At 72.1% G+C, this 19886-nt stretch carries 19 protein-coding genes; 7 read left to right on the plus strand and 12 right to left on the minus strand.

What is annotated here, in order from left to right; translation table 11 throughout:
* Positions 1 to 51 precede the first annotated feature (51 nt).
* Both OG417_RS18995 and OG417_RS19000 read left to right on the plus strand, forming a co-directional pair.
* Complete coding sequence (locus tag OG417_RS18995) at positions 52 to 1254, plus strand: ROK family transcriptional regulator (RefSeq protein ID WP_329257533.1); 1203 nt, start codon at positions 52 to 54, stop codon at positions 1252 to 1254.
* Positions 1255 to 1434: 180 nt separating this feature from the next.
* Positions 1435 to 1851: a hypothetical protein gene (locus OG417_RS19000; RefSeq protein WP_329257536.1), complete on the plus strand. Its 417-nt coding sequence runs from the start codon at positions 1435 to 1437 to the stop codon at positions 1849 to 1851.
* Between the two features lie 89 nt (positions 1852 to 1940).
* Here OG417_RS19000 and OG417_RS19005 read toward each other — a convergent pair whose 3' ends face one another.
* The 7 genes from OG417_RS19005 to OG417_RS19035 form a co-directional block, all read right to left on the minus strand.
* Positions 1941 to 2615: an alpha/beta fold hydrolase gene (locus OG417_RS19005; RefSeq protein ID WP_329257539.1), complete on the minus strand. Its 675-nt coding sequence runs from the start codon at positions 2613 to 2615 to the stop codon at positions 1941 to 1943.
* A gap of 17 nt (positions 2616 to 2632) precedes the next feature.
* On the minus strand, positions 2633 to 3205 hold the full coding sequence (locus OG417_RS19010; RefSeq protein ID WP_329257542.1) for a histidine phosphatase family protein: 573 nt from the start codon (positions 3203 to 3205) through the stop codon (positions 2633 to 2635).
* A 43-nt stretch (positions 3206 to 3248) separates the two neighbouring features.
* The gene (gene ald / locus OG417_RS19015) at positions 3249 to 4364 is read right to left on the minus strand and encodes an alanine dehydrogenase (protein WP_329257545.1); all 1116 of its coding nucleotides are present in this window, start codon (positions 4362 to 4364) and stop codon (positions 3249 to 3251) included.
* A 101-nt stretch (positions 4365 to 4465) separates the two neighbouring features.
* Positions 4466 to 5938, minus strand: coding sequence for a potassium/proton antiporter (locus OG417_RS19020; protein WP_329257548.1), 1473 nt, complete (start codon positions 5936 to 5938; stop codon positions 4466 to 4468).
* Positions 5939 to 6035: 97 nt separating this feature from the next.
* Complete coding sequence (locus tag OG417_RS19025) at positions 6036 to 6656, minus strand: FMN-binding negative transcriptional regulator (RefSeq protein ID WP_329257550.1); 621 nt, start codon at positions 6654 to 6656, stop codon at positions 6036 to 6038.
* 62 nt (positions 6657 to 6718) lie between these two features.
* Entirely contained in the window at positions 6719 to 9034 is a 2316-nt protein-coding gene (gene pucD, locus OG417_RS19030; RefSeq protein ID WP_329257552.1) for a xanthine dehydrogenase subunit D, read from the minus strand.
* A gap of 236 nt (positions 9035 to 9270) precedes the next feature.
* On the minus strand, positions 9271 to 9408 hold the full coding sequence (locus OG417_RS19035; protein WP_329257555.1) for a hypothetical protein: 138 nt from the start codon (positions 9406 to 9408) through the stop codon (positions 9271 to 9273).
* Between the two features lie 42 nt (positions 9409 to 9450).
* Between OG417_RS19035 and OG417_RS19040 the strand changes: the two genes are divergently transcribed.
* From OG417_RS19040 to OG417_RS19055, 4 genes are all read left to right on the plus strand, one after another.
* Positions 9451 to 10749, plus strand: coding sequence for a helix-turn-helix domain-containing protein (locus OG417_RS19040; protein ID WP_329257558.1), 1299 nt, complete (start codon positions 9451 to 9453; stop codon positions 10747 to 10749).
* Between the two features lie 328 nt (positions 10750 to 11077).
* Positions 11078 to 13120: a bifunctional copper resistance protein CopD/cytochrome c oxidase assembly protein gene (locus OG417_RS19045; protein ID WP_329257560.1), complete on the plus strand. Its 2043-nt coding sequence runs from the start codon at positions 11078 to 11080 to the stop codon at positions 13118 to 13120.
* A 107-nt stretch (positions 13121 to 13227) separates the two neighbouring features.
* Positions 13228 to 14184, plus strand: a complete 957-nt coding sequence (locus OG417_RS19050; protein WP_329257562.1) for a TIGR03621 family F420-dependent LLM class oxidoreductase — start codon at positions 13228 to 13230, stop codon at positions 14182 to 14184.
* Between the two features lie 83 nt (positions 14185 to 14267).
* Complete coding sequence (locus tag OG417_RS19055) at positions 14268 to 14825, plus strand: retropepsin-like aspartic protease (RefSeq protein ID WP_329257564.1); 558 nt, start codon at positions 14268 to 14270, stop codon at positions 14823 to 14825.
* Between the two features lie 157 nt (positions 14826 to 14982).
* Here OG417_RS19055 and OG417_RS19060 read toward each other — a convergent pair whose 3' ends face one another.
* The 4 genes from OG417_RS19060 to map all read right to left on the minus strand — a co-directional run bounded on the left by OG417_RS19060 (position 14983) and on the right by map (position 18956).
* Positions 14983 to 16029 (minus strand): S1C family serine protease, encoded by a 1047-nt coding sequence (locus OG417_RS19060; RefSeq protein WP_329257566.1) that lies wholly within the window; start codon positions 16027 to 16029, stop codon positions 14983 to 14985.
* A gap of 159 nt (positions 16030 to 16188) precedes the next feature.
* Complete coding sequence (locus OG417_RS19065) at positions 16189 to 16935, minus strand: metal-dependent hydrolase (protein ID WP_329257570.1); 747 nt, start codon at positions 16933 to 16935, stop codon at positions 16189 to 16191.
* 170 nt (positions 16936 to 17105) lie between these two features.
* A complete protein-coding gene (locus OG417_RS19070; RefSeq protein WP_329257573.1) occupies positions 17106 to 18074 on the minus strand; it encodes a DNA polymerase ligase N-terminal domain-containing protein in 969 nt (322 codons plus the stop codon).
* 33 nt (positions 18075 to 18107) lie between these two features.
* On the minus strand, positions 18108 to 18956 hold the full coding sequence (gene map / locus OG417_RS19075; protein ID WP_329257576.1) for a type I methionyl aminopeptidase: 849 nt from the start codon (positions 18954 to 18956) through the stop codon (positions 18108 to 18110).
* 58 nt (positions 18957 to 19014) lie between these two features.
* Between map and OG417_RS19080 the strand changes: the two genes are divergently transcribed.
* Positions 19015 to 19188 (plus strand): hypothetical protein, encoded by a 174-nt coding sequence (locus OG417_RS19080; protein ID WP_329257579.1) that lies wholly within the window; start codon positions 19015 to 19017, stop codon positions 19186 to 19188.
* Between the two features lie 77 nt (positions 19189 to 19265).
* Here OG417_RS19080 and OG417_RS19085 read toward each other — a convergent pair whose 3' ends face one another.
* Positions 19266 to 19847, minus strand: a complete 582-nt coding sequence (locus OG417_RS19085) for a hypothetical protein (RefSeq protein ID WP_329257582.1) — start codon at positions 19845 to 19847, stop codon at positions 19266 to 19268.
* Positions 19848 to 19886: the final 39 nt, after the last annotated feature.

Genomic DNA, 19886 nt, shown 5'->3' on the forward strand with positions numbered 1-19886 from the left:
CCTCCCCGGCAATAAACTCGTGTGGCGAGCATAAAGGAGGAAGTGGCGTCGATGGCAAGCCCCGCGAACCGATCGGGCTCGGTCCGTGCCCGTAATGCCCGCTGGCGCGGCGCGCTCGCCGTGCTGGAGGAGATGCGGCGCGAACCGGGAGTGACCCGCGCCGCGGTGGCGCGCCGGCTCGGCCTGACGACCGGATCGGCCACCGAGATCACCGCCCGGCTGCGCGACCTCGCGCTGCTCACCGAGACGCAGGCCGCGACGTCCGGACGGGGCCGTCCGACGACCGTGCTCGGCCCGCACCCGGAGGGTCCGCTGGTCGTCGCGGTCGACATCCGGCAGGAGGACTGGCGCTGCGCGGTCGCCGCCCTCGACGGCGTGCCGGTCGTCGCCGAGGCGGAGGCGCACGCGCACCGCGACCCGGCCGTGATCGCTGCGATCGCGCGGGCGGTGCGCCGGGTCCACGACCGTCATGGCTCCCGCGTCAGGGCGGTCTCGGTGGCGGTCGCCGCGACCGTACGGAACGGCGGCGTCGTCCAGTCCGCCACGCTCGGCTGGGGGGACGCGGTCGACCTGCGCGCGCTCACGGCCGACCTGAGGGTTCCCCTGCTGATCGGCAACGACGCGACCCTCGCGGGAGTGGCCGAGGCACGCCGCGGCGCCGCCGCGGGTGCCGCCGCGGCCCTGTACGTCACGATCGAGGTCGGCGTCGGCGGCACCCTCGTCGTCGACGGCCGGGCGGTCGGCGGCGCGACCGGCGCGGGCGGCGAGTTCGGGCACCTGCCGTTCGGCGACCCGGCGCTCCGCTGTCCGTGCGGGGCCCGCGGCTGCTGGGAACTGACGGTCGACGGCCGCGCCATCGCCCGCCACCTGGGCGATCCTCCGCCTCGCGCCCCCCGCGGCTATGCCCTGGAGGTCCTCCGCAGGGCACCGCGCGAGGCGGCCGTACGGCCCGCGGTGGGCCGGGCCGCCGAGGCCTTCGGCGGCGGGCTGGCCGGCCTGGTCAACGCGCTGGACCCGGACGTCGTCGTACTCGGGGGGCTCGCGGAGCCGCTCCGCGCCGCGGCCGAGCCGCGGTTCAGTGCCGCGCTGACGGACGGGCTCATGCGGTTCCGCCGCGCCGCCCCGCCTCCGGTGGTCGCCGCCGCGCTCGGCGAGACCGGAGCCCTCCACGGAGCGGCGGCCTCCGCGCTCGACCAGGTCCTCACCGAGGACGGCCTGAACGCATGGGCGGCGGAGCGCTCCACGGCGAGGTGACCGTGCGTGCGCCGCGGTTGTCCACAGCCCGTTCCCACACCTTCCGCGGCACCGCGGCGGCACTGGACGATGGAGCCCGGTCCGCCGAGAAGGGAGCTTTGTCAGTGCGCGCCGCTAGCTTCGCGCTGGTCGATCCGATGAAGAGAGGGCGCCGTGGGAGCTTCGGGCTGGGAATACTTCGTGCCGTATCAGGAGGATCTTCAGGACGCTCTGCAGCGGTTGCGGCACAAGGTGTTCGAAGAGCGTGACTACTACTGGGTGAAGGGAGCCGACTGGCGTCCGGAGAACGAACGTGAGCCGTGGCCGGCGACCATCGAGGAGCTGTGGGAGGACGAGTGGGTGCACGAATCCGGCACGCATTCGATCCTGGACATCTTCCGGGTGATCGGGCCTGACGATCAGCCGGACTACAACACGGTGAGGCCGGTGTCGGCCGATGAGGCGTTCCAGCAGGTGGGCGTGCGGCGGCTCACCCGCGCCCATCTCCCGTCCTTCGATCTCTTCCCCCGCGCGCGGTGGATGGGCCGTTGCGCGGTCCTGCACGACGATCACGGCCGGCCTCAAGAGATCTGTTTCTGGGGCCACTCCGGCGATTGACCCGCCGGCCGTCGACCTGGTCGAAGACGCGGGTCGCCCGCGCCGGGCCGGGCCTGAACGCCCCGGCATGGTTCGCCGGGGCTCGCGTCTCAGGCCAGGAAGGCGTCGACGTGCGCGGCGAATTCCTCCGGGCGCGCCTCGTGCACCAGGTGGCCCGCGTCGACCGTGACCAGGCGGCAGTCCGGGATCACGCGTGCCATCCGTGCGATCGCCTCCTGCGGGAGGTGGCTCGCCGCGCCGCCGGCGACGATCAGGGTCGGCGCGGCGATCGCGGCCAGGAGGTCCCAGTGGGCCGGGTCCGGGTCATTGCGCTGCCGGCGGATCGCCGCGACCATCTCCCAGTCGAACGGCGCCGGCTCGGCCCGCTCCTCGTCGGTGAGGGTGCGCGGCGGGTCGGCGGGCACCGGCGGCGGTGGCTCCTCCAGCACCAGCCGGTCCACGCGCTCCGGCCGCCCGCCCGCCAGCAGGTACGCCACGACGGCCCCCATCGAGTGGCCCACCACGGTCACCCGGTCCAGGCCGAGCGCGTCGAGCAGGCCGAGGACGTCGTCGCGCATCAGCTCGAAGGAGTACTCCGCGCACCGGTCACTCTTCCCATGTCCGCGCAGGTCGGGTGCGTACACTCGGCGTTTCGCGGCCAGACGGCGCATCGGACCGGCCCACGCGGACCCGTCCTCGCCGAGCGCGTGCAGCAGCACGACGGGAGGTGCCGTCTCCACGCCCGCCACACGACAGGCGAGCCGTACGCCGCCAATGTCGATCATCAACGGTTCGTCCATCGTCAGCTCGGGGGGACGTTCCACGAGGCGATCACCGGTTGATCGTGTTCGGTGCCCAGCGTGGAGAGCGTGCCCGTGTCGAGCCGGAACAGCCGGCCCGCGGCGGGTGGCAGGCCCAGACGGCGGGCGGTCAGGACGCGCAGGACGTGCCCGTGCGCGGCGAGCAGCACGTCGCCGTCGGCCAGGGCCGGCCCTACGCGCTCCAGGACCGCGTCCGCCCGCGCGCCGACGTGTTCGACCGTCTCGCCGTCGATCACACCGTCGCGCCACAGGTACCAGCCGGGCCGCTCCTCACGGATCGCCGGCGTGCTCCGGCCCTCGTACGCGCCGTAGTCCCACTCCCACAGGCGTTCGTCCGTCTCCGTCCCGGTGAGCCCGGCGAGCTCCGCGGTGCGTCGCGCCCGCTCGGCCGGGCTGGTCAGGACGAGCGCGAACCGCCGGCCCGCGAGCAGGGGCGCGAGCGCGCGGGCCTGCTCCTCGCCCTTGGGCGTCAGCGACACGTCGGTACGGCCCGTGTGCCGGCCCTCACGGGCCCATTCCGTCTCACCGTGCCGCAACAGGATCAATTCCCCCATAGGCGGCACACTACGGGACGTCCTCCTTGGCAGGAGTGTCCGGTCAGACGAGAAGGTCGTCCAGCTCCACGTGGTCGAGCCCGTGCGCCTCGGCGACCGGGTAACTGGTGAGGCGCCCCTCGTGCGTGCTGAGGCCCTGCGCCAGCGCCCGGTCGTCGGTCACGGCCTGCCGCCAGCCCTTGCCGGCCAGCGCGATGGCGTACGGCAGGGTCACGTTGGTCAGCGCGTACGTGGAGGTGTTGGGCACCGAGCCCGGCATGTTCGCGACGCAGTAGAAGACCGAGTCGTGCACCGTGTAGGTCGGATCGTCGTGCGTTGTCGGACGGGAGTCCTCGAAGCAGCCGCCCTGGTCGATGGCGATGTCGACCAGCACCGAACCGGGCTTCATCCGGGCGACCAGGTGGTTGGAGACCAGCGTGGGCGCCTTCGCGCCGGGGATCAGCACCGCGCCGATGACCAGGTCGGCGTCGAGCACGGCACGCTCGATGGCGTACGTGTTGGACATCAGGGTCTTCAGGCGGCCCTGGTAGATCGAGTCGATGTGGCGGAGCCGGTCGATGTTGACGTCCATGATCGTGACGTCGGCGCCCATGCCGACGGCGATCTGGGCGGCGTTCAGTCCGGAGACGCCGCCGCCGATGACCACGACCTTGGCCGGTGCCACGCCGGGGACACCGCCGGGCAGCACGCCGCGCCCGCCGTTGAACTTCATCAGGTTGTACGCGCCCACCTGCGGGGCGAGTCGCCCGGCCACCTCGGACATGGGCGCGAGCAGCGGCAGCGAGCGGTTCGGCAGCTGCACGGTCTCATAGGCGATCGAGGTGACCCCGGAGCCGAGGAGCGCGTCGGTGCAGGCGCGCGACGCGGCGAGGTGCAGGTAGGTGAAGAGCGTCTGCCCCCGGCGCATCCGGTGGTACTCCGGCTCGATCGGCTCCTTGACCTTCAGGATCAGCTCGCCGGTCTCCCACACGTCGTCGGCGGTCTCAAGGATCTTGGCCCCGGCGCCGATGTAGTCCTCATCGGGGATGTTCGAGCCCGCGCCGGCGTCGCGCTCGACGAAGACCTCGTGGCCGTGGCGCACCAGCTCGTGCGCGCCGGCCGGCGTCATGGCGACGCGGTACTCGTTATTTTTGATCTCGCGCGGTACGCCGACCCTCACGATGCCTCCCTCAATTCTGTTCCTCACCAAGGGTGCGACGAGGACGACCAGAATCGCGATGAGCAGCATGTATTGCTATCCCCAAGGATGCTGACACACTGTCACGTCCTGGGCGTGTCGTCCGCCTTCGTGAAGACGGTTTCGAGATGCGGCGCGTCGTCCGCCAGGACCAGCACCTCGTCGCCGGCCTGCATCTCGGTGCCGGAGCGTACCGGGACCAGGCGGCCCTCCCGGATCACGAAGCTCACCCAGGCGTCCTCGCCGCACGGAAGGTCGTCGACGGTCGCCCCGTCGGCGGGGGAGCCCGGCGCGACCTGGTAGCGGTGCAGCCCCTCCGGCTCCTCCTGAAAGCGTACGCCCAGGCTCCAGGGCTCGGGTTCGACCACGCGCAGCGGTATGCCGAGCCGGTGCGTGAGGGTGGGCACCGTCCCGCCCTGCACGATCACCGAGAACGCCACGACCACGAAGATGATCGCGTACGCCCGCTCGGCGTCCGGCACCCCGGCCTGCAGGATGAAGGTGCCGAGGAGGATGGGCACCGCGCCCTTCAGCCCCGTCCAGAGCACGAAGACCCGTTCGGACCGCCGGAGCCGGACCGGCAGCAGGACGAGCCCGACGAAGACCGGGCGGATGACGAAGGCCAGCGCCAGCGCGAGCAGCAGGCCGATCCAGAGCGCCCCGCCGTCCGGCAGGTCGCGGACCCTGATGGTCAGCCCGAGCATGATGAACGCGACGATCTCACCGAGGCTCGCCAGCGACGAGTGGAACCGTTCGATCTCCCGCTTGTACGGTGCGCGCTCGTCGCCCAGCACGATGCCGGCCGCGAACACCGCCAGGAAGCCCGAGCCGTGCGCCAGGGTCCCCAGGCCGTAGATCACCAGGGCGCCGAAGAGGACCCGCAGCGCGTACAGGCCCGCGGCGGGGAGCGGCACGCGCCGCATGAAGGCCAAAAGGAACAGGCCGCCCGCGATGCCGACGGCCGCCCCGATCACCATCTGCCGGCAGAACTCGAGGACGACCTCTCCGGCGGAGTGCCAGCTCGCGCCGCCCGCGCCCAGCAGCGCCACCATCAGTGCGATGCCGACGGGATCGTTCGCGCCCGACTCGCCCTCCAGCAGGGTGCCGGTGCGGCCGGCGATCTCCCGCCTCCCCAGCACGGAGAAGACCACGGCCGGGTCGGTGGGGGAGAGCGCGGTGCCGAGCAGCATCGCGATGCGCCAGTCGAGGCCGAACGCCTCGTGGGCCAGGACCGCCGTGGCCACGGCGGTGACGAGCGTGCCGGCCACGCCGAGCCACAGCGTGGCGCCGGGCGCCGAGCGGAACCGGCGGCGGCCGATGTTCATGCCGCCGTCGAAGAGGATCACGGTCAGCGCGACGGTGACGATCTCCTCGACGGCGGGTATCCCGAGGGTGCCGAGGCCGGGCCACAGCGCGGAGGCGACCGCCGCGCCCACCAGGAAGATCGCCGGGCCCGGCACCCGCAGGCGTTCGCCGAACCGGCTCGACAGCACGGCCATCGTGCCGATCAACGCGACCAGCAGAACGGCCCGGCCGAAGGGTTCGACGTCGGTCATGGCACTGCCTTCCCCGAGGGTCACCTAGGACAGCGCCGACCAGACTTCCCGGCACACCAATTCTTAACGCTACCTAAATATGCCTTCCGGGCGGTATTTACCGGCGCCGCAGCGCGTGTTGACGGGCCGCGATGTCGGCCCGGGTCCCGCGCTCCTCGAGCCGGCCGGCGATCTCCCGGACGTGGGCGGCGTCCTTGTTCCCGCCGTACTTGAACTTGGCCCGCACGCCGGTGACGGTCAGCTCGAGCCCGCGGATGCCGGGCATCAGCCGCCGGTCCGGGTCCTCCTCGGCCGCGACCGGGAGCCGGGCCGAACCCGGCTCGAAGTGGGCGAGCTGCCGGTCGAGGATCGCGGCCTTCTCCGCGGGGTCGTCGACGACGCGGACGTCGCAGGCCAGCTGCACGGTCGCGTAGTACGACGTCGGCACCCCGCGCTCGACCGCGCCGCCGGGCGCGGTGTTCCAGTCCGAGGGGATGTAGGTGTAGTCGTCGATCACGGTGAGCAGGGCGCGCGGACGCTCTTCGAGCGGCTCCCAGACCGGGTTGGGCCGCGCGAGGTGCAGCCACACCGTCCGCTCGCCGTCGAAGACGAAGTGGGTGGGGACCACGACCGGCAGGTCGCGGTCGCGCCCGCCCGCGATGAGCTGCCCGAAGTCACGCCCGGCGAGCCAGGCGCGCCATTCGTCGTCTTCGGCCGAATCCCAGGGGTGTACGAGCACTGCGAACCTCCGATCGGGGGGTGACGCGGAGAAGAGTAAAGGAACCCCCCGACGGCGCCGTCTCAGGCCAGGACTTCGCGGACGCCGCCGTAGGCGCCCACGATGTGTTCCGGGCGCACCGGCACCCGCGTGAGCGGCGCGCCGCAGGCGTCGCGCACGGCGGCCACGATCGCCGGCGTCGAGGACAGCGTGGGCGGCTCACCGGCGCCCCGCAGCCCGTACGGCGCGTGCGGGTCGGGATGTTCGAGGACGCGCAGCCGCATCGGCGGCATGTCGAGGATCGTGGGGATGAGGTAGTCGGTGAAGGACGGGTTGCGGATGCGCCCCTCCCGCACCTGGATCTCCTCCATGAGCGCGAGACCGAGCCCCTGGGCCGTGCCGCCGTGGATCTGACCCTCCAGCGCGACCGGGTTGAGGATCTTGCCGACGTCCTGTACGGCGGCCAGCTCGACCACCTTGACCAGGCCCAGCTCGACGTCCACGTCGACCACCGCCCGGTGCACGCAGAAGGCGAACTGCGTGTGCGAGTCGCCCTGGCCGGTGCGCGGGTCCAGCGGCGCCGTCGGCCGGTGGTGGAACTCCCGCGTCTCCTCGACGACCCGGCCGCCGAGCACCTCGGCCAGCGGGACCGCGGCGTCGCCGGCGACGACGTGCCCGCCGCGGAGGGTGCCGCCGGGCATCCCGGCGAGACGCAGCACCCGCTCCCGTACGGCCTCGCAGGCGGCGCGTACGGCACCCCCGGTCATGTACGACTGGCGCGACGCGCTGGAGGAGCCCGCGGAGCCGACGGTCGTGTCCGCGGGCGCGACGGTCACCCGGTCGACGCCCAGCTCGGTCCGGGCGATCTGCGCCTGCAGGGTGACCAGGCCCTGCCCGACCTCGGCGGCGGCGGTGTGCACCAGCACGACCGGCTCGCCGCCGGACACCTCCAGCCGCACCCGGGCGGTGGACAGGTCGTCGAACCCCTCGGAGTAGCAGATGTTCTTGATGCCGATGGCGTACCCGACGCCGCGGACGACGCCCTCGCCGTGCGTCGTGTTGGACACGCCGCCGGGGAGGTTCCGCAGGTCGCCGGTGTCGGGCGGCGGGGGCATCGGGAAGTCACGGACGCGGCGCAGCATGGCGGTGAGCGGCGCGGGCATGTCGACGACCTGCCCGGTCGGCAGGCGTGAGCCCTCCGACAGCGCGTTGCGCACCCGGATCTCGACCGGGTCCAGCCCGCACGCCTCGGCGAGCCGGTCCATCTGCGACTCGTAGGCGAAGCAGGCCTGCACGGCGCCGAAGCCGCGCATCGCCCCGCACGGCGGGTTGTTGGTGTAGACGCCGTAGGCGTCGATCATGACGTTCGGCACGTCGTACGGGCCCGCGCCGAGCGAGGCGGCGTTGCCGACCACCGCGGGCGTGGACGAGCAGTACGCCCCGCCGTCGAGGATGATCTCGGCCTTGACGTAGACCAGCCGGCCGTCCCGGTCGGCGCCGTGCTCGTAGCGCAGGGTCGCGGGGTGGCGGTGGACGTGGCCGGAGAAGGACTCCTCGCGGCCGTAGACGATCTTGACCGGGCGGGCCGTGTGGAGTGCGAGCAGGCACGCGTGGACCTGCATCGACAGGTCCTCGCGCGCGCCGAACGCGCCGCCCACGCCCGACAGGGTGAGCCGGACCTTCTCCGGCGGCAGCCCCAGCACCGGGGCGATCTGCTCCTGGTCGACGTGCAGCCACTGGGTGGCGATGAACAGGTCGACGCCGCCGTCCTCGGCCGGCACGGCGAGCCCCGACTCCGGGCCGAGGAACGCCTGGTCCTGCATGCCCACCTCGTACTCGCCGGTGACGACCACGTCGGCGGTGAACACCTCGCCGGTGCGCACCGGCTGGTGCCGTACGACGTTGCCGCGCTCGTGCACCTTCGGGCAGGCGGGGTCGAGGGCGGCGGCCCGCGCGTCGGTCACCGGCTCGCGTACCTCGTAGTCCACCTCGATGAGGTCGCAGGCCCGCCGGGCGGTCTCGGGGTGGTCCGCGGCCACGATCGCCACGGGCTCGCCCTGGTAGCGGACCTGGTCGATGGCGAGGACGGGCTGGTCCTTCAGCTCCAGGCCGTAGTGCTTGGCGCCGGGGACGTCCTCGTGGGTGAGCACCGCGTACACGCCGGGGAGCCGGAGCGCCTCGGTGACGTCGATGCCGCGGATCGCGGCGCTGGGGTGCGGGCTGCGCAGCGTGGCGCCCCACAGCATGCCGTCCATCCACAGGTCGGAGGAGTAGGCGAAGGCGCCCCGAGCCTTCAGCACGCCGTCCGGCCGGACCGCGCTGTCGCCGACGCCGCCCGCGAACGAGCGCCCGGTGACCGGTGTGCCCTCTCGCGCGTACGGACCGTCCTGCTGCGTCACGACGCCCACCTCCCGTCTCTACCCGCCACTCAGCGCAGTAGAGCAGGCGCGGAGGAGAAAGAGACTGGGACGATCTCACGAAACCGGCGGCGCTCTTTGGCGAGATCTCCCGATATGCCGCATATGAGTCGGTCCGCGGGGCCGATGTCGGCGGGCCCCGCGGACGCGCCTCCGCCATCTTTCGCCAGATGCTTCTGGAAGAAGCCGGAGAAAACTATCCTTTTAAGAGAAGGACGTCAGCAGCAGTGGAACACTCCGGGTGGACCGGAGTGGCCGGCGCTGATGACGGCGGCGGTCGCGGGCGTGCTCCCGGCGCCGAGCGAAATACCGGTCACCACCACGAGCATGGTCACGGCTCTCATGAGTCGGTTCATGCGAACGGCCTCCATTAAGCGTTCGAGTAAAAGCAGGTAAATGTGGACAGTCAAGTAACACTCGGGCAAAGAATCCGGATGACGCGGATTCGTCAGGGTCTGTCACAGGCGCAGTTGGCCCTCCCGGAGCTGTCCGATAGTTACGTTTCCCTGATCGAGAGCGGTAAGCGCATACCGACGCCCGACGTCGTGCGGTTGCTGGCCCGCAAGCTGGGCTGTTCGCCCTCGTACCTGTCCAGCGGCATCGACGAGGACGTCCAGGACCAGATGCGCGTGACGCTCGAGTACGCCGAGATCGCCCTGCAGAACGGGGAGGCGGCGGAGGCCCGTGACCGGCTCACCGAACTGCTGGCCGACCCCGACCTCGCCTCACTGCCGGAGTACGCCCGCCGGGCCCGCTGGGCGCACGCGCTCGCGCTGGAGGCGACGGGCGATCTCGACGAGGCGATCGGGGAGTTCGCCGCCCTCGCCGCGGTGCTGTCACCCGACTACGACACCGAAGAATGGATCCGGCTCAACATCGCGATGTCGCGCTGCCACCGGGAGAAGGGCGACGCCGCGCGCAGCGTCGCGGTGGCCGAGGGCGCCTTCGCGCGCGTCACCGGACGGTCCGGTCCGTGGAGCGACGAGGCGGTCAAGCTCGGCGCGACGCTGGTCGGCGCGTACCTCGAACGCGGTGATCTGGTCAGCGGCGGGCAGCTCGCCGAGCGCCTGATCGAGCAGGCGGACGCGATCGGCAGCCCGGCAGCCCGCATGGCCGCCTACTGGGAGGCGGCCATCGTCGCCCGCTACCAGGCCGACTTCGAGAAGGCCGTGACGTACGGCGAGCGCGCCCTGGCGCTCCTCGGCGAGGCCGCCGACCTGCGCAACCTCAGCCGCCTGCGCGGCGAGTACGGCACGCTGATGCTCCTGGCCCGTCCGGACGACGCCGAACGCGCCCGCGACGAGCTGCAGCGGGCGACGCGGGAGATGACCGCCACGGCGGCCGGCGGCATCGACATCGCCCGGTGTCTGACCGAGCTGGCCCGCGCCGAGCTCGCGCTCGGCCAGCCGCGCAAGGCGGCCGACCGCGCCACCGAGGCCCTCGACCTGCTCGGCGACGAGCCGCGTCCGGCCACCGCCGGCGCGCTCATCGTGCTGGCGGAGGCCCGCATCCGCCTCGACCGCGCGGAGTCCGCGGTCGAGGTGCTCGACCGGGCCATGGAGTGCCTGCGGCGGATGGAGCCCTCCCGCGAGGCGGCCGAGGGCTGGTTCAACCTCGCCGAGCTGCTGTCGCAGACCGGTGACGAAGAACGCCGCACCGAGGCGTACCGGAACGCACTGAACTGCGCGGGCCTGTGACCCACGGTCCGGACACCGCGCGGCGCGCCCCGCGCGACCGGTGAGGCCGGCGCGGCCTGCGGGGCGCGAAATCACCAAGTGTTCGCGTCGAAAAGGCCAGTCGGCGCGGGCCGTTGCCCGGTGGTGAATAAGGTGGGAACGTCCGTGGTGCCCGTCCACCTTTGAGAGATCGACCTCGCCTCCATGACGAACCTTCACCGGCCCGAGCGCCGACCGCGCCGCGTGCCCGCGACCCGGGGGCGTCTCATCGGCCCGCCGTCCGGCCGCGCTACGAACGGGGCCGGCGAACCGGCCCGTCGCACCCCCCGCGCTCCCGAGGCCGGGTTCCATGCGTAGGCCGGGCGCGGCCATCGCGGCGGCGGCCGCGATCATCGGCATCGGCGTCATGGTCGTCGCCGGGCTCGCCGGCGGCGCGCTGCGCGAGCAGGTGATCCCCGGGCTGAGCGACGCCGGCACGCTGACCCGCTGGGGGCTGCCCGTCTCCCGCTTCGTCATGGAGGCCGGGGGCACCCTGACCGTCGGCGTCCTGCTCGGCGCCGCGGTGCTGCTCCCGTCGACGCGCGGCGTGCTCGACCCGCACGCCGTCCGCTACCTGCGGGGCGCCTCGTGGATCGCCGCGGCCTGGGCGGCCGGCGCCGCCGCCACGCTGATCTTCACGGTGTCCGACATCCTCGGCATACCCGCCGGCAAGATCGTCGGCGGCAGTGAGCTGTCCAGCTACGTCGGCCAGATCCCGCAGGGCACGGCGCTGATGTTCGTGGTGCTGCTCGCCGCGCTCATCGCGCTGCTGGCCCGCACCGCCGCCACGCCGGGCAGCGCCGCGGGCCTGCTGGTCGTGGCGCTCGTCGCGCTGCTGCCGCCCCCGCTCACCGGGCACTCCTCGTCCTCGCCCAACCACGAGCTGGCCATCAGCGGCCTGGCGATGCACATCCTGGCGCTGTCGCCCTGGGTGGGCGGCCTGATCGCGCTCGTCTGGCACGCCACCCACGACGGGGACCACCTCGGCGTCGCCGCCGGGCGGTTCAGCCGGATGGCCCTGTGGTGCTACGTCGCCGTGGGCGTCAGCGGCGCCGCCAACGCCGTCTCCCGGCTGCCCGACCCGTCGCTGCTCTACACCACCGACTACGGGCGGCTGGTCCTGGTCAAGCTGGCCCTGTTCGTCGTCCTGGGGGTCTTCGGCTACCTGCACCGCGAGCGCACCCTGCCCGCCCTCATGGCGCACAACCCCAAGGGCTACGCCCGTCCGGCCGTGACCCGCCCGCCGTGGGCGTTCGTCCGCCTCGCCGGGGTGGAGATCATGGTCATGGCCGCGACCCTCGGCGTCGCCGTCGCGCTCGCCCGTACGGCCCCGCCCGCCGTGACCACCGACGAGGACGCGGTCACCAGCGTGATCGGATTCCCGATGCCGCCGCCGATCACGGTCGGGCGGCTCGCGACGATGTGGCGGCCGGACCTGTTCTTCGCCGTGCTCGTCGTCGTGCTCGCCGGCCTGTACGCCGCGGGCGTCGCGCGGCTGCGCGCACGCGGCGACGGCTGGCCGGTCGGCCGGACGATCTCCTGGGGACTCGGCCTGGTCACGATCGTCGCGGTCACGATGACCGGGATGGCGACGTACTCCCCGGTGCTGTTCAGCACGCACATGATCCAGCACATGGTCCTGTCGATGCTGAGCCCGATCCTGCTCGTGCTCGGCGCCCCGGTGACGCTCGCGCTGCGCGCGCTCAAGCCCGCCGCGATCCGCGGCGACCGCGGGCCGCGCGAATGGCTGACGATCGTCCTGCACAGCCGGACGCTGCGGTTCATCGGCCATCCCGCCACGGCCACGGTCATCTTCATCGCCAGCACGTACACGGTGTACTTCACGCCGCTGTTCGGCTACCTCATGCGCGCCCACATCGGGCACCTGGCGATGCTCGTGCACTTCCTCGCCTCCGGCATCCTGTTCTTCTGGGTGCTGATCGGCGTCGACCCGACGCCGCGCAAGCTGCCGTACGTGGCCAAGATGCTCCTGCTGTTCGTCACGATGCCGTTCCACGCGTTCTTCGGCATCGCGCTGATGAACCTCGGCAAGCCGCTCGCGGCCGGGTGGTACACCGCGCTGCACCGTCCGTGGGGCACCTCGGTCGTGGCCGACCAGCACACCGGCGGCGCGATCGCCTGGGCGTTCGGCGAGATCCCGACCTTCATCGTGCTGATCGCGATGGTGTTCCAGTGGTACGCCGACGACCAGCGGCTGGCGCGGCGCATCGAACGGCGGGCCGACCGGGCCGAGGCGGCGCAGACCGACGACGAGCTGGCCGAGTACAACGCCTACCTCGCCTCGCTCGACAAGCGCCCCCCATCGGCCTCCGCGTCTCCGCCGCAGGAATAGCGCGATCTCAGTCCGGGTGACTCATCGGCGGTGTTTTCGCTTCCGGCGATTCCGCCCCCGGCGTACGGCCATGGCGCCGGGCCGCGGGATGCGGCAGCGTAACGGAGATGGCTGACTTTCGTTTCTCGTTCGACCTTCTCGACGTCGGCTCCCGCGAACGGTTCATCGAGACCTGCCGGCGCGGCGAGGCGTACGGGTACGACACGGTGTTCGCCGCCGACCACCTGGGATTCGCCGCCCCGTTCCCGGCCCTGGTCGCCGCGGCGGCGGCCACCGAACGGCTGAAGGTCGGCACGCTCGTGCTGAACGCGGCGTTCTGGAATCCGGCCCTGCTGGCCCGCGAGGTGGTCACGACCGACGTGCTCACCGGCGGGCGCCTGGAAGTCGGCCTCGGCTCCGGGCACATGAAGTGGGAGTTCGACGAGGCCGGCATCCCGTGGGAGTCCTTCGGCCCGCGCGCGGACCGGCTGGAACGGGTGATCGAGGAGCTGGGGCGGCTGCTCGCCATGGAAGGGTACCCGCAGCACGCGGCGACGCGGGAGGCCCTGGGCCTGCCGACGTTCGGGCCCGTCCAGCGGCAGGGCTTCGGCGGGTCCGGGCCGCCGCTGATCGTCGGCGGTACGGGCGACCGGGTCCTGCGGATCGCCGCCGAGCACGCCGACATCATCGCGGTCGCCGGGCTGTACCAGATCAAGGGACGGCCGCCGGGCACCTTCCGGCTCGGCACCGCCGAGGAGGCGGCCGAGCGCGTCCGGTACGCCCGTGAGCGGGCGGGCGACCGCGCCGATCAGGTCGAGTGGCACGTGTTGATTCAGCTGGTCCTGGAGACCGACGACCGCGAGGCCGCCGCCGAGGGCCTGCTGGAGCGGTACGGACACACGATGACCGTCGAGGAGATCCTCGACACCCCCTTCCTGCTCATCGGCACGGTCGAGCAGATGGCCGAGCAGATCCTGCGCGACCGGGAGCGCTTCGGCTTCACCTACTACACCGTCCACGGCCCGTTCATGGACGCGTTCGCGCCCGTGATCGAACGGGTCCGCGCCCTCGCGAAACCGTCCTGACCAGCGAAGACCCTCCCCGTCGGTAACGTGACCAGGGCCGACGATCACGGGTAAGGAAAGCCTCACGCGGGAACGTCCGTCGTGTGTCCCGCACTGTGATCACCGGTCTGCTGCTGACGGCGGCGTTGCAGATCGCCATCGGCTGCGCTCACTCCCGCGTCGGCGCGGTCCAGAGCCCGCGTCCGGCCGGCCATCCGATGGCCGCGTCACCGTCCGGACGGGCACCGACGTCCTCGCCGACGGCGCGTCCGGGCGAGGTCACGCTGCCGATGCGGGTGGTCCGCGGGAACGGAGGCACGCTCGTCTACGTGCCGATGAAGGTCAACGGGCACGGGCCGTACGAGTTCGTGCTGGACACCGGCTCCTCCAACTCCTCGGTGGACCGCAGCCTGGTGCGCCGGCTGGGCCTGCCGCGCACCGGGCAGCAGCATCCCGTGCAGGGGGTGACGGGCAGCGGCATGGTGCCGGTCGTCCGCGTGCACCGCTGGACGCTCGGCGGCCTGCCCATGCACGGCAGGTCGCTGTCGGTCGTCGACCTCGGCATCGGCGTGGCCGGCCTGCTGGGCTCGGACGAGCTGTGCCGGTTCGGCAACGTGATCCTGGACTTCCGGCACAACAAGCTGGTCATCCAGCGCCGCTAGGGCCTGTCTCAAGGCCCCGCTGTCCTACCGCGCGGCGCCCAGGCGCCGCCTCGCCGCGTTGTCGCCCCCACCCCGCGGAAGAGGCGCCGGCCAACACCGGGCTGACTCCCTCCTCCGCCTTGCGACGCGACGCCTGGACGCCGCTCGCTAGCCGGCGTCAGCCGGGGAGCTGCCCGAGGGTGATCGTCACCGTCTCCCGCACGCCGTCGGGGCGCATGATCTGGGCCTTCACCTTCTGACCGGGCTTCAGCGCCGCGAGCGCCTCGGCCAGGGCCGTCGTCGTCGGCGTGCGGACGCCGTTGATCGAGAGGATGACGTCGTCCGGGGCGATACCGGCCTTCTCCGCGGGGCCGCCCGGCGTCACCGAGACGACGCCAACGCCCTCGACTTCGCCCTGCAGGTCGACCACCGTGCGCACCTTGGCGCCGATCGCGGCGCGTCCGGACTCCTTGACCCGGCCCGAGGCGATGAGCTGGTCGGCGATGAGCTTGACGGTGTTGCTCGGAATGGCGAATCCGATGCCCGCCGCCGCCCCGCCGATCTGCGGGTCCGAGACGGTCAGCGTCGGGATGCCCACCACCTGGTTGGCCAGGGTCACCAGCGCGCCGCCGCTGTTGCCCGGGTTGATCGGCGCGCTCGTCTGCACGGCGCCGGCGATCGTCGCGCCGGGGAAGGCGCCCTCGCGCTGTGAGCTGACCGTACGCCCCAGCGCGGAGACGATGCCGTTGGTGACGCTCCCGGACAACCCCAGCGGGTTGCCCATCGCCAGCACGATCTGGCCCACGGCCAGCCGCGCGGAGTCACCGAACGTCGCCGGCGTCAGCGGAGCGTTCTTGACCCGGACGACGGCGAGGTCGTTCGCGGAGAACTCCCCGACGAGCGTGGCGCGCAGCGGCCTCTTGGAGCTCGGCGTGGTGACCTGCAGCCGCCGCGCGCCCGCCACGACGTGGTCGTTGGTGACGATGTCGCCCTTGTTGTCATAGACGATTCCCGACCCGAGACCCGAGTCGGTGTTGATCTGCACGACGGAAGGCAGCACCTTCTTGACGACCTGCTCGAACTGCTGCTCGAGCACGGTGCCGGTGGCGGACGCGCCCGCGCTCGCCGCGCCGGGCCGGGTGTCCTGCCGCGTCCTGGTGCCGCAGCCCGCGATCAGCGCCAGCCCGGCGACCACCGCCAGGACGGACCGGGTGTGTCGCTTCATGCAGACGGCGTTCCCAGCAGTCGCGGGCGGCAAGCCGTACGTCACGCGGGACCGGCCCCATCTTTGCCGGAGAAGGGAGGTGACTCCTCCGTTCCCTGATGGGAGCGGCTTTCCGCTGAGCCGCTTGCGCAGCGTCGCGAAGGGCAAGCCGTTTCAAGGTCAACCGCGGTTGTGCTGGAGCCAGTCCACCGCGAAGCCGCCCGCCGACGTGCGGATCGCCAGGACGACCACGCCGAGGGTGAGGATCGGGGTGACCACCCACTTCTCGACGACGCCGTTGGTGCGCGGCACGATCGGGATCTCGAACCGCTTCTTCCACGGCCAGAACACCGGGCAGCCTTCCGGGGTGAGGCAGTCGGTGAACATGTGCATGAAGCAGCCGAGCCCCACCGACAGGCCCGCCCAGCCCAGGTAGTAGTGACCCATGAACAGGTCGATCCCCGGGCCGGCGAAGTGCATGCCGATCATGAGGAAGGTCAGGCCCAGCGCGAGGGCGCCGTTGATGATCACATTGAAGTGCTCGCGCTCGGGGACGTGGATGCCGACCCCGCGCAGCCCGAGGCAGATGAGCAGGAAGAGCTCCACCCACCAGCCGGGCCGGAAGTACTGGGCGAGCAGGTCGGAACCGAACGTCATGAACACGATGAAGAACAGCGAGTGCGTCGCATGGCGGTGCCCGCCGGAGATCCACGCGACGCCCTTGCACAGGACCTTCGTGACCGGCCCGAGCGCCTGGGCGATCGAGCCGCTGTGGTGGTCGATGTCGGGCAGCAGCGCCGCCCCCGCGCAGACGACGGAGCCGGCGACGATCTCGCCGGGCGTCATCTTCATTCCGTAGTCCGCGAGGAAGGGCACCAGGCCCAGCCACGCGACAGCCCCCGCCAGGGCGTGGGTATGCCCCATCATGCGTACATCACTCGCTTTGCCCGCGTAATAACCACGCGCGGACTGTAACGGGCCGGAGGCCCTCCCCGCTGCGCGACGCGCCGGAACACATGCGGACGTTCACCGTGTGTCAGCGGAATTCGTCAGATTTCGGTCGCAACCGGGGGCCGGGCGAGGGCGCTGGGGCGGTGTCAGCCGCCGATCGGGATCAGACGCCAGTCGGCCTTGCCCGGCCGGTACGGCGCGTCGAGGCGCTTGGCGACGATTCCGGGAAGGCGCTGCTCGCGCGCCGCCTCGCGGACCGCCTCGCCGTCGTCGAACCAGGGCGCGGTCTCCCAGCGCGGACCGGACAGGTCCAGCTCGCCGAGGAGCTCGCGACGCCGCTCGTACGGCTCTTCCAGCAGCGACCGTCCGTCCAGGTAGAGCAGGTCGTAGATCATGTACGTTTCGCCGCCGGCGTCGGTCAGCTCGCCGTCGAGGACCGCCCGGTGGGACCCGAGCGCCTCGCCGAGCCCGCGCGGCGCCTTCGCGGGCCTGCCGTCCGCGGCGACGACACGCGCCGGCCCGCGCTCGCCGTACGCGATCAGCCGCCGCCCGCCCCAGGCGAACTCGTAACCGTACTCGTCGTGCCGCCGCGGCAGCCGCGTGCGCTTCTCCGGCACGATCGGGCGTACGTCCTCGGGCATCGGGTCGGCGTCGGGGGAGACCGGCGGATCCATCCGGTGGATCATCCAGTTCTTGCCGTTGGTGGGGAACAGGACGTACCGGCCCGAGACCCGGCCGCCGTGCAGCACGATCTTGACCTCGCGCTCGGTCCACTTCTCGGTCTCGTACGTGCCGCGGTCCCAGATCATCACCTGGCCGCCGCCGTACTCGCCCTGCGGGATCTCCCCGGCGAACGCGGCGTACTCCAGCGGATGGTCCTCGGTGTGCACGGCGAGGTGGTTGACCTTCGGGTCGTCCGGCACGCCCTTGGGCAGTGCCCACGAGACGAGCACTCCGTCGCGTTCGAGCCGGAAGTCCCAGTGCAGCCGCCGCGCGTGGTGCTCCTGGATGACGAACGTGTCGTCGTTGCCCTCGGGCAGCGGACCCTCCGCCGGGACCGGCTCCGGCGTACGGCGCGCGTCGCGTTTGCTGCGGTAGGTCCCTAGTTCCGCCATACGGCGTTGCGTACCCCGCGTCGCGGCGTTATCTCACGGGAGGGTGAGGATCTCCGCGCCGTCGTCGGTGACGAGGAGCGTGTGCTCGAACTGGGCGGTGCGCTTGCGGTCCTTCGTCACGACCGTCCACTTGTCGGGCCAGATCTCGTACTCGATCGTGCCGAGGGTCAGCATCGGCTCGATGGTGAACGTCATGCCGGTCTCGATGACGGTCGAGGCGTTCGGGTCGTCGTAGTGCGGCACGATCAGCCCGGAGTGGAACGTCGTGCCGATGCCGTGGCCGGTGAAGTCGCGGACCACGCCGTACCCGAACCGCTTGGCGTAGGACTCGATGACCCGGCCGATGACGTTGAGCCGCCGGCCGGGGCGCACCGCCTTGATGGCACGGGTCAGGGCCTCCCGGGTGCGGTCGACGAGCAGCCGGGACTCCTCGTCCACGTCGCCGACGAGGTACGTCGCGTCGGTGTCGCCGTGCACGCCGTCCTTGAACGCGGTGATGTCGATGTTGATGATGTCGCCGTCGCGCACGACCGTGTCGTCGGGGATGCCGTGGCAGATCACCTCGTTCAGCGAGGTGCACAGCGACTTGGGGAACCCGCGGTAGCCGAGCGTCGAGGGGTAGGCGCCGTGGTCGAGCATGAACTCGTGCCCGATGCGGTCGAGCTCGTCGGTGGTGACGCCGGGCTCGATGTGCTTGGCGACCTCGGCCATCGCCTGCGCCGCGATCCGGCCGGCCACCCGCATCCGCTCGATGATCTCCGGCGTCTTCACGTCGGGCTCACCGGTGCGGGGGAACTTCTTGCCGACGTACTCCGGGCGGGGGATGTTCGCGGGCACCGTGCGCATCGGCGAGACGCGGCCGGGACGGAGTTGCGTCGTCATGGTGTTGGAGTGTAGTGGCCTCTGAGGGGAACGATGACAAGTCGATCAGGAGGCGACGATGAGCGACGACGGCGAGTGGTTCTTCTGTCTCAAGCACAAGCGGGTCGAGCACGGCCCCGGATGTCCCGACCGTGACCGGATGGGCCCGTACGCCACCGAGACCGAGGCCGCGAACGCCCTCCAGCACGCACGCGAGCGCAACGAGCAGTGGGAGGCCCAGGACGACGACTGACCGCGAGCGCGGCCATGGGTCCGAGCGCGGCCATCGACACGCGGTGGCCGCGAGAGGGCTCCGTCGGCCGGAAGCGGTCAGCCCGCCGGCGGGCCGGTGATGGTGTCGAGGAGGCCGGCCAGGCGGTCGCGCAGGCCGCGCTTGACGCGCGGCTCGCCCGCCGCGGCGCTCACCAGGTGCTGGGCGGCCTCGAAGGAGATCGCGGACTCGCTCGCCGGCACGGACAGGGACTCGTGGGCCAGCCCGCGCAGCTCCTTGTCGCCCCCGTCGAGCGCGAAGATCGTCGCACCGGTCCGGCGGGCGTCGTCGACGCGTTCGAGCACGCCCTCCGGCGCGGTGTCCTCCGACACGACGAGGAGCGTCTCGCCGCGGCGCGCGGCCTCCAGCCGGTCGAGCCCCACCCTCAGGTGGGCCGGTGCGCCGGGCGGCGGCTCCCAGCGCACGAGCGTCGGACTGATCTCCGGCAGCCCGCACAGCCGGCTCTCGTCGTCCAGGTGGGCGGCCAGGTGCCACGGCTCGCCGTCGCGCGGGCCGAACAGCAGCAGGCCTCCCGGGACCCGGGTGGAGGCGCGCAGCGACCGGGCGAAGTCCTGGGTGCGCTCCGGCCAGCCGGTGGTCGCCAGCAGCTCCCGCAGTGCCCTGACCTGACTCGCGTCCATGAGTCCATCGTGCCGTACCGGCCCCGGCGTCTCACCGTC

The sequence above is a fragment of the Actinoallomurus sp. NBC_01490 genome, assembly GCF_036227085.1.
Taxonomy (GTDB): Bacteria; Actinomycetota; Actinomycetes; order Streptosporangiales; family Streptosporangiaceae; genus Actinoallomurus; species Actinoallomurus oryzae.

Excerpts from the sequence above, each read along its gene's own strand:
- OG417_RS19010 (WP_329257542.1), bottom strand. The coding sequence starts at position 3,205 with ATGGGGGAATTGATCCTGTTGCGGCACGGTGAGACGGAATGGGCCCGT.
- OG417_RS19050 (WP_329257562.1), top strand. The coding sequence starts at position 13,228 with ATGGCTGACTTTCGTTTCTCGTTCGACCTTCTCGACGTCGGCTCCCGC.
- OG417_RS19070 (WP_329257573.1), bottom strand. The coding sequence starts at position 18,074 with ATGGCGGAACTAGGGACCTACCGCAGCAAACGCGACGCGCGCCGTACG.
- OG417_RS19005 (WP_329257539.1), bottom strand. The coding sequence starts at position 2,615 with ATGATCGACATTGGCGGCGTACGGCTCGCCTGTCGTGTGGCGGGCGTG.
- OG417_RS19085 (WP_329257582.1), bottom strand. The coding sequence starts at position 19,847 with ATGGACGCGAGTCAGGTCAGGGCACTGCGGGAGCTGCTGGCGACCACC.
- OG417_RS19080 (WP_329257579.1), top strand. The coding sequence starts at position 19,015 with ATGAGCGACGACGGCGAGTGGTTCTTCTGTCTCAAGCACAAGCGGGTC.
- OG417_RS19060 (WP_329257566.1), bottom strand. The coding sequence starts at position 16,029 with ATGAAGCGACACACCCGGTCCGTCCTGGCGGTGGTCGCCGGGCTGGCG.
- OG417_RS19020 (WP_329257548.1), bottom strand. The coding sequence starts at position 5,938 with ATGACCGACGTCGAACCCTTCGGCCGGGCCGTTCTGCTGGTCGCGTTG.
- map (WP_329257576.1), bottom strand. The coding sequence starts at position 18,956 with ATGACGACGCAACTCCGTCCCGGCCGCGTCTCGCCGATGCGCACGGTG.
- OG417_RS19065 (WP_329257570.1), bottom strand. The coding sequence starts at position 16,935 with ATGATGGGGCATACCCACGCCCTGGCGGGGGCTGTCGCGTGGCTGGGC.
- OG417_RS19045 (WP_329257560.1), top strand. The coding sequence starts at position 11,078 with ATGCGTAGGCCGGGCGCGGCCATCGCGGCGGCGGCCGCGATCATCGGC.
- OG417_RS18995 (WP_329257533.1), top strand. The coding sequence starts at position 52 with ATGGCAAGCCCCGCGAACCGATCGGGCTCGGTCCGTGCCCGTAATGCC.
- OG417_RS19035 (WP_329257555.1), bottom strand. The coding sequence starts at position 9,408 with ATGAACCGACTCATGAGAGCCGTGACCATGCTCGTGGTGGTGACCGGT.